This window comes from Idiomarina sp. X4 (genome assembly GCF_002808045.1).
Lineage (GTDB): Bacteria > Pseudomonadota > Gammaproteobacteria > Enterobacterales > Alteromonadaceae > Idiomarina.
Genome location: NZ_CP025000.1, coordinates 554,845 through 569,752, shown reverse-complemented (window position 1 = coordinate 569,752; position 14,908 = coordinate 554,845). Strand labels below are relative to the sequence as shown.

Here is a 14,908-nt window from a genome sequence, read left to right as displayed (position 1 = left end):
ATTATTACGTTTGGTTAAGTAATACCCAATGTAGATGAAGTACTGCAGCTATGTCATTGACAAATTTGAGTAACTACTACGTTATGCAAATGTTACAAAATATTTCAGCAAACTTTGCGCTTTTCTGAATTAGAGCCTATGTTCAAAAAGTGAACAGCACATACATGGAGAAAAATAATGAAGAATAAACTGGCTTTACTTTCGTTGGCGGCGGCTTTTGCGTTAGCTGGCTGTGGCTCAGACTCGAGCGATAATACGTCGGACAGCGGTGGAGATGATAATACGGGCGGCACAGTCCAGACTCAGACGGGTGTGTTTCTTGATGCCGAAGTGGGCAACGTCAGCTTTGAAACTGAAACTCAAAGTGGCGTGACCAATGATGCCGGCGAGTTTGAGTACCAGGAGGGTGAACAAGTCACCTTTTCTATAGGTGAGTTAGTGTTCCCGGCGACCGATGCGCAGGCAACGGTGACGCCAGTAGAGGTATTGGGGGCGAGCTCTATTGATGACGACGCCGTTGTTAACATGGTGCGGCTGTTATTGTCGCTGGACGTGGATCAAGATCCATCCAATGGTATTGGTATTTCTGAAACTGCGGCGGACGTCGCAACCAATGACATTGATTTTTATGTGACCGTGGAAGAATTCGCAAATAATGCGTCAGTACAAAGCTTTGTGACAAATGGCGGTCAAGATACTGCGGTGGATGGGCTGGTTACGGCCGAAGAAGCGGTGGCTCACTTGTCCGAAACGCTGGAAGAAGCTGGTGCGACACCGCCTTCTATTGTTGGAGCCTGGTACGAGACAGAACGAGATGAAGAATATGAGGATGTTACCGATGTATTCTTAGCCTTCAGAGATGACGGCTACTATTACGAAATTGAAGTAGAGAATGTAGAGACCGGCAGTGGTTATGAATACGGCTCTTATACTTATGAGTTGAGAAAGCTTACAGGAGAGCTCATTGCTGACACTAACGGTGATGCGGGCCTGAGTGATGCCGGTGAGGTAACCGTTAATGTGGGTGAGTCTACCATGGTCATAGTGCCTTCAACGGATGGACTGGAGTCAACCTTTACTCGAATTGATAGCGCCTCGAGTATTGTGGGTGGCTGGCAACTGAATGATGGCTCTGGTGAAGAAGTGTTGTTTATTTTCCGTGAGGATGGTGTTTTCTCAGCGGTCCAAGCTACCGCCGAAGATGGCGGAGTCGGACTTGAATATGGCACTTACGAGTACTCTGCAGACAATGGTACATTAACGTTTGATATTACGGTCGACACCAGTGGTGACACTCTCGCATCGACATTACCCATTGATAGTGTTGCAATTGACGGTGATACGATGACGATAACCATTACCGGCGAGGGCGGTGTCGCCTTTAATCGCCTGTAACATTCTTCTCTTGTGACCTGGGGCTATATGCCTCAGGTTTCGTTGTCATAGTTATAATGCCAGTCGGGTAGTCACTTTCCTAAATACCTTCAGCAATAAAATAAATACCATATTTATTTAATTTTTATACTTATATGGTATATGTTTAATGTTGAAGTTTGAATTTGATAGCGGCAAGAGTTTATCAAACCTCCAAAAGCATGGGATTGATTTTTATTCAGCTCAACATCTATGGAATGACTCTGAGCTGCTTGAAATTCCAGCTAAAACAAAAGATGAGAAGCGTTATTTAATAATAGCCAAGTACAAGGGAAAGCACTGGTCAGCAGTAGTCACTTATCGGCGTGAGGTTATTAGAATAATATCTGTGCGGCGCTCAAGGATTAGTGAGGTGAAGCTTTATGAAAGCGAGTGAATTTGACGAAAAGTTTGACTCTGACGAAGACGTTATAGATGAACTTGAGTTTGAAAAGGCTAAAAGACCTATGCGTAAACAAAAGCGCGTGAATGTTGATTTTCCTGAATGGATGCTTGAGTCTTTGGATGAGGAAGCAGCGCGTATTGGGGTGACTCGCCAGTCAATTATTAAAGTTTGGCTGGCAGAGCGATTAGAGCAAATCGAAAAGCATAATATTGGGAAACAAGTGTAAGCGAAATTATAGGTGAACTTATGAAGCGACTTTTGGCTGTATTGACAGCACTAGTTTTGACAGGCTGCAATAGCGCACAGTCGGCAAACGGCACTGAGGTTGATGAGCCGGTCACTATGGCTGACATAAAAGCGATGATTGGCACGCCAAAGGCTCAAACGGTAGAAAGCTGTAAAGTATTGCCCGTTGGTAAGAAAGCCTGCGGCGGCCCGGAGGGCTATGTGGTGTATAGCAGCGAAACCATTACTAATGAACAAGCGCTACTAGACGCTATTTATAAGTACAATGAAAAGGCTAAAGAGGACGCAAAAACCGGCATTTCTAACTGCCAGTTTATTCCAGAGCCTAAACCTCAACTAAAAGGCGGCGTTTGTTGGATACCGTAACGCAGGAAAATTAATGAATGCGATAAAGATGTAGCCTGACGTTATTACGTCAGGTGAGGTATTTATTAACACCGCCATGGTGTAATGGTTCATACGTTGGTTGATACACGGCGAGATCGCACCTGATGCAATAGCATCAGGCTACGACAACTGCTAATTTCTACTTGCGTCAATTGCGCAAAACGGGTAAAATCCACCCGCAACATGAATCCAGTCACGGAGTGTTGCACATGCTGCGAATTGCCCAAGAAGCCTTGACCTTTGACGACGTTCTGCTCGTTCCCGGTCATTCCGAAGTTCTCCCCCATACCGCTGATTTACGCACGCAATTAACGCGTGGAATTTCTATGAATATCCCAATGGTTTCAGCCGCCATGGATACCGTTACCGAATCGGCATTGGCAATTGCGCTGGCGCAAGAAGGTGGTATTGGTTTTATCCACAAAAACATGACGCCGGAACAGCAGGCAGCACACGTCCGTAAGGTTAAAAAATACGAAAGTGGCATGGTCACAGACCCTGTTACTGTTCAACCGACAACAACCATTGGTGAAATTAACGAACTGACTGCTGAACATGGCTTTCAGGGTTTTCCTGTGGTTGAGAAAAATGGTGACTTGGTCGGTATTGTGACTGGCCGAGATACGCGCTTTGAAGACGATGATGCGAAAGAGATTCGCCATGTCATGACCGGTAAAGATCGTCTGGTGACTGTGCATGAAACAGCACAAAGTGAAGAAATTCTTCAGCTTATGCACAAACATCGCATTGAAAAGATTCTGGTTGTGGATGACGCTTTCAAGCTGAAGGGTATGATAACTCTGAAAGACTTTGAAAAAGCTGAAAACAAACCGAACGCCTGTAAAGACGAAAAGGGTTCTTTGCGCGTGGGTGCTGCGGTTGGTGTCGGTGCTGGTACCGAAGAACGCATTAAACTGCTGGTGGAAGCGGGTGTAGATGTCCTGCTGATTGATACCTCGCATGGTCACTCACAAGGGGTGTTAGACCGAGTTAAGCAAACACGTAAAGACTACCCTGACTTACAAATTATTGCCGGCAACGTTGCGACAGCAGCAGGAGCAAAAGCCCTAGTTGAAGCCGGCGTCGATGCCGTGAAAGTAGGCATTGGTCCAGGCTCTATTTGTACAACGCGTATTGTTACGGGTTGTGGTGTGCCGCAAATCAGTGCCATCAGCGATGCTGTCGATGCATTAAAGGGCTCTGGCGTTCCTATTATAGCCGATGGTGGCATTCGCTTCTCTGGCGATATTGCGAAAGCACTGGCGGCTGGGGCGCACTGCGTTATGGTTGGCAGCATGCTGGCGGGTACTGAAGAGTCACCGGGTGAAGTCGAGCTTTACCAGGGCCGCTACTATAAATCTTACCGTGGCATGGGTAGCTTAGGCGCAATGAACCAGAGCAACGGCTCATCTGATCGTTACTTCCAGAAAAGTAATGAAGCAGACAAGTTGGTACCGGAAGGTATTGAAGGCCGCATAGCTTACAAAGGCCCAATTTCAGCCATTATTCATCAGCAAATGGGCGGCCTGCGCTCGGCAATGGGCTTAACCGGTTGCCCGACTATTGAAGACATGCGCACTAAGCCTCAGTTCGTGAAAGTCACGGCAGCAGGCATGGGCGAATCACACGTACACGACGTGCATATTACCAAAGAAGCACCGAACTACCGCAGCTCTTAACAGGATGACGAATGACTAGAGATATCCATGATCACCGAATATTGATTTTAGATTTTGGCTCGCAGTACACACAGCTGATAGCCCGCCGTATTCGCGAAATTGGCGTCTATTGTGAGCTGTGGGCGTGGGACGTAGACGAAGCCGATATTCGGGATTTTAATCCGAAGGGCATTATTCTTTCCGGTGGTCCGGAAAGCGTCGCCGAAGAAGGCTCTCCGCGTGCGCCAGACTATGTATTTGAAGCGGGCGTACCCGTATTTGGTATCTGCTATGGCATGCAAACCATGGCGCACCAGTTGGGCGGTTCAGTTCAATGCTCGTTAGAGCGTGAGTTTGGTTACGCGCAAATTGAGTTGGTGGATAAGAGCCCGTTGTTCGAAGCTATTGAAGACGCAGTGTCTGAGTTCGGCGCTCCTTTATTGGACGTTTGGATGAGTCATGGTGATAAAGTTGAAGCCATTCCTGAAGGCTTCCATACAGTGGCGAAAACCTCTTACTGCCCTTATGCGGCAATGGCGGATGAAGAGCGTCAATTCTACGGGGTTCAGTTTCACCCGGAAGTGACGCATACACGTCAGGGCATGCGTATGCTGGAGCACTTTGTCAGTGGTATTTGCGGCTGTGAAAAGCAATGGACGCCAGCGAAAATTATTGACGATGCGATAGAGCGTATTCGTGAACAAGTGGGTACCGACAAGGTGATTCTTGGCTTGTCAGGCGGTGTTGACTCGTCGGTAACTGCAATGCTGTTGCACCGTGCTATTGGCGACCAGCTGACCTGTATTTTTGTAGACAATGGTTTGCTGCGTTTGAATGAAGCGGAGCAAGTCATGGAAATGTTTGGTGACCATTATGGCCTGAATATTCTTCCTATTGCCGCTGAAGATCGCTTTTTAGATGCGCTTAAAGGCGAAAATGACCCAGAGAAAAAACGCAAAATTATTGGTAATACCTTCATTGAAATTTTTGATGAAGAAGCGGGTAAGCTGACCGAAGTCGACTGGCTGGCGCAGGGGACTATTTACCCTGACGTGATTGAATCTGCGGGCTCAAAAACCGGTAAGGCACACGTCATTAAGTCACACCACAACGTGGGTGGCTTGCCTGAAGACATGCGCTTGAAGTTGGTTGAGCCATTGCGTGAATTGTTTAAAGACGAAGTGCGCAAGATTGGTCTGGAGCTTGGTCTGCCATACAACATGCTGTATCGCCATCCGTTCCCAGGGCCAGGTTTAGGTGTGCGCGTACTGGGTGAAATTAAGAAAGAATACTGCGACCTGTTGCGCCGTGCTGATGCTATCTTCATTGAAGAGCTGCACAATGCAGACTGGTATCACAAAGTCAGCCAGGCGTTTGCCGTGTTCCTGCCGGTGCGCTCAGTCGGCGTTATGGGGGACCAGCGCAAGTATGACTGGGTTATTGCTATTCGTGCCGTTGAGACCATCGATTTCATGACGGCACGTTGGGCACACCTGCCTTACGAGCTATTGGAGAAAGTCTCTAACCGAATTATTAATGAAGTTAACGGCATCTCCCGTGTGACTTACGACATCTCTGGTAAGCCTCCGGCAACGATAGAGTGGGAATAGCACGATCTCACCTGACGTAATAACGTCAGGCTACTGCACTATGTTGTAGCCTGATGCTATTGCATCAGGTGCGAACCTCCCGATTTTACCGAACTTTTACAGTGAGAAGCCTGTTGAAAAGCCTTTTAGGTGCGATAATAGAATTATTGTAACCAAGGAGGTAAGTCATGAAAAAGTTCGTATTATCAACAGCGCTAATTGCAAGTGGTTCGCTTTTCTTCTCTGCAGCGAGTAATGCTGACAGCGTCGACTATATTAGCGGTGGTTTTAACGACTTTTACAACTCAGACTTTTATGTAGAAGGTTCAAAAACTATCGCGCCAAACTGGGTGGGCGAAGTGCAATTCACTGACATGGGTGACTACTCACTTCGCGCTGGTGCTAAGTATTTCCTGGATATGGGGGCTGATCGCCAGTTCGATACGTTCTTAAAAGGTGGTGTCAGCCATTACGACTTTGGCAACTACGACGACACCAGTGCTTATGCGGGTATCGGCGCTATGACTAAGCTAAGTCAGCAGACTACTGCAATTGTTGATGCGGGTTACGACTGGGGGTTAGACGGCTTTGCATCGGTTAGCGCGCGCTTACGTTATGCATTTACCGACCGTTTCTCAGCTGACGCTGGTTTCCGCGGTAACTTCAACAGCATCGACAACGAAGTTCACTTGGGCGTTACATACAGCTTCTAAGCGTTGATGTAGGCATTGAGAGGGCTGTAGCCTGATGCTATTGCATCAGGTGCGATCTCTCCGCATTGAATAACGCTGAAATAATTGAGCAGTATTAATGTTTTTTAGACATAGCACCTGACGTAATAACGTCAGGCTACACAGATGTTATTAGATTAAAGCACCACCGTATTTTTATGCGGTGGTGTTTTTGTTAGCAGATCTCGCAGTTGTGTTTCGTAGCTGGGTTTTAGGTGAGTAACCCAGAGTTCTTCGGGCTGCTGCTTTAAACTGGCTAAAGCTTCTTGCAATAAATTGGGTGTCATGTGTTTGGTTTTCTGCGCGACGTCCATGAGCTCGTCTGGAAAGGCGCATTCCAACATCAAGGTATCAATGTCACCTAGCTCGTTTAATTGTTGAGTTAACACGTCGCCGGCGATGGTATCGGCGCAGAAGACAAAATGTTGCCCGTCACTTTTTACGCTGTAACCGACCGTTGGCACACTGTGCTCCACCTCGAATGCGCGGATGCTCATGCTATCTATTTCGACATAATGCCCCGGTTGAATTTCTTCAAACTGCAAAATAGCGTTGGGTCCTTCCGTCATGCTGCTGAGCTCTGGCCAAATGTCGCCGTTAAAAATGTTGTCACGCAGTTTGGTCAGGGTGTGTGGTAGGGCATGAACCGTAACGGGTAAGTGCTTACTATCGTACTGATTACTAAGAAACGTTGGTAATGCAGCAATGTGATCCATGTGGGAATGGGTCAAAAAGACATGACGAATTTGCCGCATTTGTGCAAGGCTTAATCGATTTAAACCGGTTCCGGCATCAATAACTGTATCGGAGCGCAACTGAATGCAGGTAGAGCCGTTTTTGTTGTCGCCGCTCAATCCACCACTGCAACCTAACACTTGAATATTCACAAATGACACCCATCTTGGAGTACACTGGGATGAAAGAGTATCATACTTAAAAACAGCCGAGGAGGCGTCATGCCGACAGCCGATAACACACCTGCACAGCACAGTTCGCCAATTTTACCGCAACTTATTATTTTGACCTTGTTTTGGGTGGGGTTGCAACTGGTCGCCAGCTGGGTTAAGCCGGACTTTTCACATGTCAGTCAGTATATTAGTGAAATTAATGCCACCGGCACGCAGGCGGCAGGAGCATTAGGCTGGGTTGGTTTTATTCCGTTGGGCATGATAGCAGCAGGTCTGTTATTGACGGCGCGACCGTACCTAAGAGTCAAAGGCGTCAGTCAGTTCGGCTGGTTGTTACTGTTTTTCTATCCGCTGGCGTATATTGGCAGTGCGCTGGCGCCATGTGACACCGGTTGCCCGGTAGATGGCTCGAGCTCGCAGGCGATACACAATGGCATTGCGGTTATCAGTTACTTTGGCTTTGCGTTAGGCACGTTATTATTAAGCTTCACACCCAAAACGACTTGGCCAGTGCGTGCGGCTTTTGTTCTATTGGCGTTCATTATCGCTTTAGGGTTTTTGCTTATGACGTCGCCAGAGTTGGCTGAAATTCGTGGTGCAGTGCAGCGATATATCGAGATAGGCCATTTGCTTGTGTTTTGGTTACTGCTTTGGTTGAAAGATAGCGAGGCGAACGGGGGCAAAATAGCAGGAGGGCAGCATGAGTAAATCAATTCGTTTAAGTATAGAGGGGATGAGTTGCGCTTCTTGCGCGGGGCGTGTCGACAAAGCCTTGAATGGTCTGGAAGGTGTTGAAGATGCCTCGGTTAACTTAGCGTCGGACAGTGCGGAAGTGACCTATTCTGACTCAGTCGCTATTGACGATTTGATTAAGGCTGTGAAGGGCGCGGGTTATGATGCTCATGAGGTCGTTGACCGCGACAAGCAAATGCGTGAGCAACGCGAGCAACAAGCGAACGAAATGCGGTCGCTTAAGCAGCAACTCTGGCTTGCGGCATTACTGACGTTGCCGGTATTTATATTAGCTATGGGCAACCATACGGTGCCGGCTTTTTCCGATTGGGTGCATAACACCCTCGGCTTACAAACCAGCTGGTGGATACAGTTAGTACTCACTACTGTGGTTATGGCAGGTCCGGGCATACGTTTTTACAAACTGGGTGTACCAGCATTATTCCGTGGAACGCCGGATATGAACTCGCTGGTGGCTCTGGGTGCTACGGCAGCCTGGGGCTATTCGGTCGTGGCAACGGTGGTCCCCTCCTGGCTGCCCAGCGAGTCAGTGAACGTTTACTTCGAAGCTTCGGCGGTTATTGTCACTTTGATTTTGGCGGGACGCTTTATGGAAGCGCGAGCTAAAAGCCATACCTCAGATGCCATTCAACGACTGATGAGTCTGCAAAGCAAAACTGCACGGGTAGTGCGTGACGGTGAGGTGACCGAAGTCGATATTGACGAGCTGAGCAAAGGTGATGAAATTGAAGTGCGCCCGGGCGAGCGTATTGCCTTAGACGGTGAAGTGTCTTCCGGTGACAGCTACGTGAACGAAGCCATGATAACCGGTGAGCCTGAGCCGGTACACAAAGAAAAAGGCGATAAGGTGGTTGGCGGTACGCTTAATGAAAAAGGCACGCTGCGCTTTAAGGTGACAGCCACCGGTGAAGGAACTGTACTGGCACAGATCATCCGTATGGTCGAGCAAGCCCAGGGCAGTAAGTTACCCATTCAGGATACCGTCAACCGTATAACGTTATGGTTTGTGCCAGCGGTCATGTTAGTGGCGCTAATTACCTTTGTTGTGTGGTACTTTGCGGCCAGTGAGTCAGCACTCACATTCGCCTTGGTAAACGCGGTGGCCGTACTCATTATTGCCTGCCCGTGTGCCATGGGGCTGGCAACGCCTACGTCGATTATGGTGGGGACCGGCCGTGGTGCGGAAATGGGCGTGCTGTTCCGTCAGGGCAGTGCGTTGCAGGCGTTACAGCAGTCCAAAGGCGTTATTTTTGATAAAACCGGTACGCTGACAGAAGGCAAACCGACCATTACCGACTGGATAAAAGTTGGCGACTTTGATGAAAAAGACGTCCTGACGTTGGCTGCTACGGTAGAAGCTAAGTCAGAGCACCCCACTGCAGAAGCTCTGGTCAGCTATGCCAAAGAGCAAGGTGTTAAAGTCAGCGAACCTGACAGTTTTGAAGCCATTTCAGGTTTGGGGGCGACCGGCAAAGTCGATGGAAAAACACTTTATATTGGTACCAGCGAACTGATGCAGGACAACAATATTTCGCTAGATAACGAACCCGATGACGCGAAAAACTGGTCTGAAAATGGCCGCACACCAATATATGTGGCGGTGGATGGCAAGCTGGCCGCGGTATTTACTCAGGATGATCCGATTAAATCCAGCGCCAAAGAGCTGATTAAGCGCCTGCATGATGACGGACTGAAAACGGCAATGGTCACAGGAGACGCCGAGTCCACCGCAAAACGCATTGCCAAAGAGCTGGGCATTGATGAAGTGGTGGCTAACGTTAAACCCGATGGCAAAGTCGATGCTGTAAAACGCCTCAAAAAAGAGTGGGGGCAGGTGATATTTGTCGGAGACGGTATTAACGATGCGCCGGCATTGGCTTCTGCTGATGTGGGTTTTGCTATTGGAACCGGTACCGACGTGGCCATTGAGTCGGCCGATGTGGTACTGATGTCAGATAATTTGACCGTGGTGCAGCAGTCGTTTGCTTTGTCAGAAGCAACCATGCGTAATATTCACCAGAATTTATTCTGGGCGTTTGCTTATAATACCGCACTGATTCCTGTTGCGGCGGGCGTATTGTACCCGTTTTTCGGCATTTTGCTGTCCCCCATGCTGGCGGCGGGCGCGATGGCGCTGTCTAGCGTCTTTGTTATAACCAACGCGCTGCGTCTTAAAACGGTAAGCCTGGAGAAGTAGTAAACATGAAAGTTGGAGTTTTTGATAGTGGTGTGGGTGGTTTAACCGTAGCGCGCTCACTGCAGCAAAGCGGTTGTTTCAGCGAGTTGCTGTATTACGGAGACACCGCCCGGGTGCCCTATGGAAGCAAGGACAGCAACACCGTAACTCGCTACGCTCTGGAAGCCGTCGAGTTTTTTAACGGCGCCGATGTGGACTGCCTGGTGGTGGCGTGTAACACCGTGAGTGTGACTGCATTAGAGCAAATGCAAAAGTTCTCTAATAAGCCGGTGTACGGCGTGCTGGAACCTGGTGTGATGGCTCTGCAACAGTTGCAGGGCATTGATACCAGTGCCCGGGTGCTGGTTATTGCGACGCGCTCAACGATTAACTCCGGTGCCTATCAACAGCAGATACAGGCATTGGGTTATAGCCAGGTAGACGCTATGCCGACGCCGTTGTTTGTGCCTATTGTTGAAGAAGAGCTTTACGATGGACCTATACTGCAGGAAACCTTTAAGCATTATTTCGGCAAACTGGACAAGCCGGACGTGGTGCTGTTGGGTTGTACGCATTTCCCGCTGATTGCCGAGAGTATTTCTGACTACTTCAACGGCGCCAAAACCATCCATTCCGGCGAAGCCATGTTAGCCTGGCTAAAGCAACACCTGGACTTAAGCGCCCAGTTTGATACCACGCCACTGCACATCATAGCCACCGAAAACGTCGACGCCGTTAAGCGCACCGCCACCCGTTGGGGCCTGAAACTGTAGCTGAGTGAGTGCTGAAGTTACAAAGGCTCTTGCGGAGGACGCCCGCGAGTACGTCCCTGTAGGGCTTGAGCAGCGCCATCCACGGCGCTGCACACCTCTTCAAGAGCCTTTGCAACTGTCGGGTGCACTCATCCGGCGAGCTAAGTCAGCTCTTAGGTTCCGAGATCGATGAGCGGTTGTTAAGTCGCATGTAAGCGTTACGAGTGTTGAAGGGTTTTATGCCAGAGTGTCGAAGGCCATGGATGGCCTTCGACAAGCGTTCATGGATGAACTTGCAGCGTCTCTGGCATAAAGGCCCTTAACGCTCCAGCGAAACATGCGACTTAACAGCCGTTTCCTCTATATCTTACCTGACATGAATGTCAGGCTACGTTAAACTAAGCACTACTTTGGCTTTCAGGAGTTTGTACTTATGCCGCAGACGCAGCGTCCGCTTTATATTCCCTATTCTGGTCCGAATTTGTTGGAAACCCCGCTGTTGAACAAAGGCAGTGCGTTCAGTAAGGAAGAGCGCGCGGCGTTTAACCTGACCGGTCTATTGCCGCCTCGCTACGAGAGTATTGAAGAGCAAGCTGAGCGTGCGTACATGCAGTACAAAAGTTTTGAAACGCCTATTAATAAGCACATTTATCTGCGTGCTATTCAGGACAACAACGAAACCCTGTTCTACCGTTTATTGACCGATCATCTGGAAGAGATGATGCCAATCATCTACACCCCAACCGTGGGTGATGCCTGTGAGAAATTTTCGGATATTTACCGCAGTTCGCGGGGCTTGTTCATTTCGTATTCAGAGCGTGACCAGTTGGATGATATTCTGCGCAATGCGACTAAGCAGAAGGTGAAGGTCATTGTTGTTACCGACGGTGAACGTATTCTGGGCTTAGGTGACCAGGGCATTGGTGGTATGGGTATCCCGATTGGTAAGCTGTCGTTGTATACCGCCTGTGGTGGCATCAGCCCGGCTTATACGCTGCCAGTTATGTTGGATGTCGGCACCAACAATGAAAAGTTATTAGAGGACCCCATGTACATGGGGGCGCGGCACAAGCGTATTGGTCAGGAAGAGTACGACGAGTTCCTCGACAAGTTCATCAAAGCGGTCACTAAGCGCTGGCCTGGCGTTATGCTCCAGTTTGAGGACTTTGCGCAGCCGAACGCAATGCCACTGCTGCGCCGTTATCGCGATGAAGTTTGCTGCTTTAACGACGACATTCAGGGTACGGCGTCAGTTACCGTCGGCACACTATTAGCAGCTTGCCGTCAAAAGGGTAAAAAGCTGAGCGAGCAGAAAGTCGTGTTCGTCGGTGCCGGTTCAGCAGGTTGTGGTATTGCTGAGCAGGTTATGATTCAGATGACGGCAGAGGGTTTAACCGAAGAGCAGGCGAAAAAACAAATTTTCATGGTGGATCGTTACGGTCTGGTAATGGACACTATGGACGGTCTGCGGGACTTCCAGCAGGCATTAGCGCAAAAAACTGCCGACCTGAAAGACTGGGAGTACAGTGGTGATTATCCGTCGTTGCTGGATGTGATGCATTGTGCTGAACCTGATATCTTGATTGGCGTGTCGGGGCAGGCGGGCTTATTCACGGAACAAGTTATTGAGGCCATGGCGAAAAATGTCGAGCGGCCGATTATTTTTCCATTAAGTAATCCGTCGAAGCATGTGGAAGCGCATCCGGCGGATGTTCTGAAATGGACGAAAGGCAAAGCGATTGTGGCGACCGGTAGCCCGTTTGGTCAGGTTGAGTACGACGGTAAGATCTACCCGATAGCGCAGTGCAATAACAGTTATATATTCCCCGGCATTGGGCTGGGTGTCTTATCGGTCAAAGCTAACCGTGTTAGTGATGAAATGCTGCGTGTTGCCAGCAAGACATTGGCTGCTGCCTCACCAAGCGCCAACGGCAAAGGTGAAGCCTTGTTACCGGCGTTCAACGACTTAACCCAACTCAGTAAAGACATTGCTTTTGCGGTGGGGAAAGTGGCTCAGCAGGAAGGTCTGGCACTTGAAATTGATGACGACACGCTGCGTGAGCGCATCGACAACAACTTCTGGAAACCTGAATACCGCTTCTACAAGCGCGTCAGCATTTAGGCGTGCGCACTGTCGATGGCCTGTTGTAAATCGACTAACAGGTCATCGACACTTTCAATTCCCACGGATAAACGTAATAGATCAGAAGGCACCGGTGTATCCGGTCCTTCAATGCTGGCGCGGTGCTCAATTAAGCTCTCGACACCACCTAACGATGTGGCTCGGTGCCATAATTGAGTTTTTGCGGCAACGGCAATGGCTGCTTGTTCGCCACCCGCCAGGCGAATCGAAAGCATCCCCCCAAAACCGCCGTGCATTTGTCTAACAGCCACGTCATAACCAGCAAAGCTTTTCAGCCCGGGATAGAGCACCTCGGTGACTTGAGGATGTCGCTCTAACTGTTCAGCAATGTACAGCGCATTCTGACAACTCTCGCGAACTCGTAAAAATAAGGTCCGCATGCCGCGCAGCAGTTGCGACGCATCGTGAGGACTGGGAACCGCACCATTTTGCGCCCGAATCGCCACCAAACGCTGCCAAAACGCACTGTTTTCCCGAGCCGCTAATGCGCCGGAAATAACATCTGAATGGCCATTTAAATACTTGGTGGCCGAATGCATGACAATATCAGCGCCCAAATCCAGTGGTTTGGTCAGTAACGGGGTGGCAACGGTTGAGTCTACCGCTAATAGCGCCCCGCAACTTTTTGCAATAGCTGACACGGCTTCGATATCGGTCACTGTCCAAAGTGGGTTCCCGGGCGTTTCCAGCCATATTAAGGTTGGCGTCTTTTCATCAACCGCTTTTTGCAACTCTGCAAGGTTACTCGTGTCTACAAAGTGTATATGCAACCCGGCGTCCTGGCCAAAGGTTTTCAACCACTGGCGCAGTGCCCAGTACATCACCTGAGGTGCTATAATGGAGTCACCAGGTTTAAGGGCTTGAAATACCGCGGTTGCGGCCGCCATACCAGAGGCGAACAAGCGAGCATCTGCTGCGTTTTCTAGCTCTGCCAACAATAATTCAGCAGGACGATACGTCGGGTTGTCAGCTCTGGAATACACCAAACCGGAGCGGTACTGATTATCACTGTCGCGAAGATAGGTGGTTGATGTGTATACTGGTGGAATAATAGATACATCTTGAATGTGTTTATTGGTTCCACCTTGTGCGAGCACAGACTGTGATGAAAAAAGTGTTTTTGTCATAGACTTCTCGTTACAGGTTCTCATAACAAAGAATACGGTAACTATCTCGTTTAAAGTAATCTTAATGCGAGATGTTGCGTATAAGGAAGTAGTTCGTTTCATCCTACATGAAGGAGTATTGTAATGCGTTATATTTTGTCTCTATTAGCAGGTTCATTGTTGTTTGTCGCAAACGCAGCACAGGCTAACGAATGTGAGCTGAGCATAGATGGTAACGACAACATGAGATTTGATAAAAAGGAAATGTCTGTCCCGGCAAGTTGTAGCGAAGTGACTGTCACATTGACCCACTCGGGTAAGCTAGGTAAGAAAGTCATGGGTCACAACTGGGTGCTAAGTGAAGCGGGTGACATGCAGTCGATTGTTCAGCAGGGGATGTCTGCAGGTTTAGAAAATAACTACGTACCAGACTCTGATGCGGTGATTGCAGCAACAGATGTCATTGGTGGTGGTGAACAAACATCTGTTACTTTCTCGACAGACGGAATGAGCGCAGACGGCGAGTACAAGTTCTATTGTACCTTCCCGGGTCACTCAGCGATTATGCAAGGTACATTCTCTATTAAGTAACTGTTAATAGCAGAAAGACCAACACAATGAGATGATACAGCTGCAGCCA

The 14,908-nt window shown here is 48.9% G+C and carries 14 protein-coding genes; 12 read left to right on the top strand and 2 right to left on the bottom strand.

Annotated elements, in window-relative coordinates; all coding sequences use genetic code 11:
• Nucleotides 1–177: 177 nt before the first annotated feature.
• The 7 genes from CWC33_RS02790 to CWC33_RS02760 all read left to right on the top strand — a co-directional run bounded on the left by CWC33_RS02790 (nucleotide 178) and on the right by CWC33_RS02760 (nucleotide 6,412).
• Nucleotides 178–1,395 (top strand): hypothetical protein, encoded by a 1,218-nt coding sequence (locus CWC33_RS02790; protein WP_100690690.1) that lies wholly within the window; start codon nucleotides 178–180, stop codon nucleotides 1,393–1,395.
• 148 nt (nucleotides 1,396–1,543) lie between these two features.
• On the top strand, nucleotides 1,544–1,810 hold the full coding sequence (locus tag CWC33_RS02785) for a BrnT family toxin (protein WP_100690689.1): 267 nt from the start codon (nucleotides 1,544–1,546) through the stop codon (nucleotides 1,808–1,810).
• A complete protein-coding gene (gene brnA / locus CWC33_RS02780) occupies nucleotides 1,797–2,045 on the top strand; it encodes a type II toxin-antitoxin system BrnA family antitoxin (protein ID WP_100690688.1) in 249 nt (82 codons plus the stop codon). The genes CWC33_RS02785 and brnA overlap by 14 nt, the downstream gene beginning before the upstream one ends.
• Before the next feature lie 20 nt (nucleotides 2,046–2,065).
• Nucleotides 2,066–2,431 (top strand): hypothetical protein, encoded by a 366-nt coding sequence (locus CWC33_RS02775; RefSeq protein WP_100690687.1) that lies wholly within the window; start codon nucleotides 2,066–2,068, stop codon nucleotides 2,429–2,431.
• Nucleotides 2,432–2,661: 230 nt separating this feature from the next.
• Entirely contained in the window at nucleotides 2,662–4,131 is a 1,470-nt protein-coding gene (gene guaB, locus CWC33_RS02770; protein WP_100690686.1) for an IMP dehydrogenase, read from the top strand.
• 11 nt (nucleotides 4,132–4,142) lie between these two features.
• On the top strand, nucleotides 4,143–5,720 hold the full coding sequence (gene guaA / locus CWC33_RS02765) for a glutamine-hydrolyzing GMP synthase (RefSeq protein ID WP_100690685.1): 1,578 nt from the start codon (nucleotides 4,143–4,145) through the stop codon (nucleotides 5,718–5,720).
• 167 nt (nucleotides 5,721–5,887) lie between these two features.
• Entirely contained in the window at nucleotides 5,888–6,412 is a 525-nt protein-coding gene (locus tag CWC33_RS02760; protein WP_100690684.1) for a hypothetical protein, read from the top strand.
• Between the two features lie 155 nt (nucleotides 6,413–6,567).
• Here the strand turns inward: CWC33_RS02760 and CWC33_RS02755 are convergent, their stop codons facing one another.
• A complete protein-coding gene (locus CWC33_RS02755) occupies nucleotides 6,568–7,317 on the bottom strand; it encodes a 3',5'-cyclic-nucleotide phosphodiesterase (RefSeq protein WP_100690683.1) in 750 nt (249 codons plus the stop codon).
• Between the two features lie 69 nt (nucleotides 7,318–7,386).
• Here CWC33_RS02755 and CWC33_RS02750 point away from each other — a divergent pair, with 69 nt between their 5' ends.
• The 4 genes from CWC33_RS02750 to CWC33_RS02735 all read left to right on the top strand — a co-directional run bounded on the left by CWC33_RS02750 (nucleotide 7,387) and on the right by CWC33_RS02735 (nucleotide 13,141).
• Nucleotides 7,387–8,046, top strand: a complete 660-nt coding sequence (locus CWC33_RS02750; RefSeq protein WP_100690682.1) for a DUF998 domain-containing protein — start codon at nucleotides 7,387–7,389, stop codon at nucleotides 8,044–8,046.
• Nucleotides 8,039–10,288, top strand: a complete 2,250-nt coding sequence (locus CWC33_RS02745) for a heavy metal translocating P-type ATPase (RefSeq protein WP_100690681.1) — start codon at nucleotides 8,039–8,041, stop codon at nucleotides 10,286–10,288. The genes CWC33_RS02750 and CWC33_RS02745 overlap by 8 nt, the downstream gene beginning before the upstream one ends.
• Before the next feature lie 5 nt (nucleotides 10,289–10,293).
• Nucleotides 10,294–11,040, top strand: a complete 747-nt coding sequence (gene murI / locus CWC33_RS02740; RefSeq protein ID WP_100690680.1) for a glutamate racemase — start codon at nucleotides 10,294–10,296, stop codon at nucleotides 11,038–11,040.
• A gap of 412 nt (nucleotides 11,041–11,452) precedes the next feature.
• The gene (locus CWC33_RS02735; RefSeq protein ID WP_100690679.1) at nucleotides 11,453–13,141 is read left to right on the top strand and encodes an NAD-dependent malic enzyme; all 1,689 of its coding nucleotides are present in this window, start codon (nucleotides 11,453–11,455) and stop codon (nucleotides 13,139–13,141) included.
• On the opposite strand, the gene CWC33_RS02730 is transcribed toward CWC33_RS02735, so the two are convergent.
• Nucleotides 13,138–14,289 carry a trans-sulfuration enzyme family protein gene (locus CWC33_RS02730; protein WP_100690678.1) on the bottom strand — a complete coding sequence of 384 codons (1,152 nt, stop codon included), beginning with the start codon at nucleotides 14,287–14,289 and terminating at the stop codon, nucleotides 13,138–13,140. The two genes, CWC33_RS02735 and CWC33_RS02730, sit on opposite strands and share 4 nt — an antisense overlap.
• Before the next feature lie 123 nt (nucleotides 14,290–14,412).
• On the opposite strand from CWC33_RS02730, the gene azu reads away from it, so the two are divergent.
• Nucleotides 14,413–14,859: an azurin gene (azu, locus tag CWC33_RS02725; protein ID WP_100690677.1), complete on the top strand. Its 447-nt coding sequence runs from the start codon at nucleotides 14,413–14,415 to the stop codon at nucleotides 14,857–14,859.
• The last annotated feature ends 49 nt before the right edge of the window (nucleotides 14,860–14,908 follow it).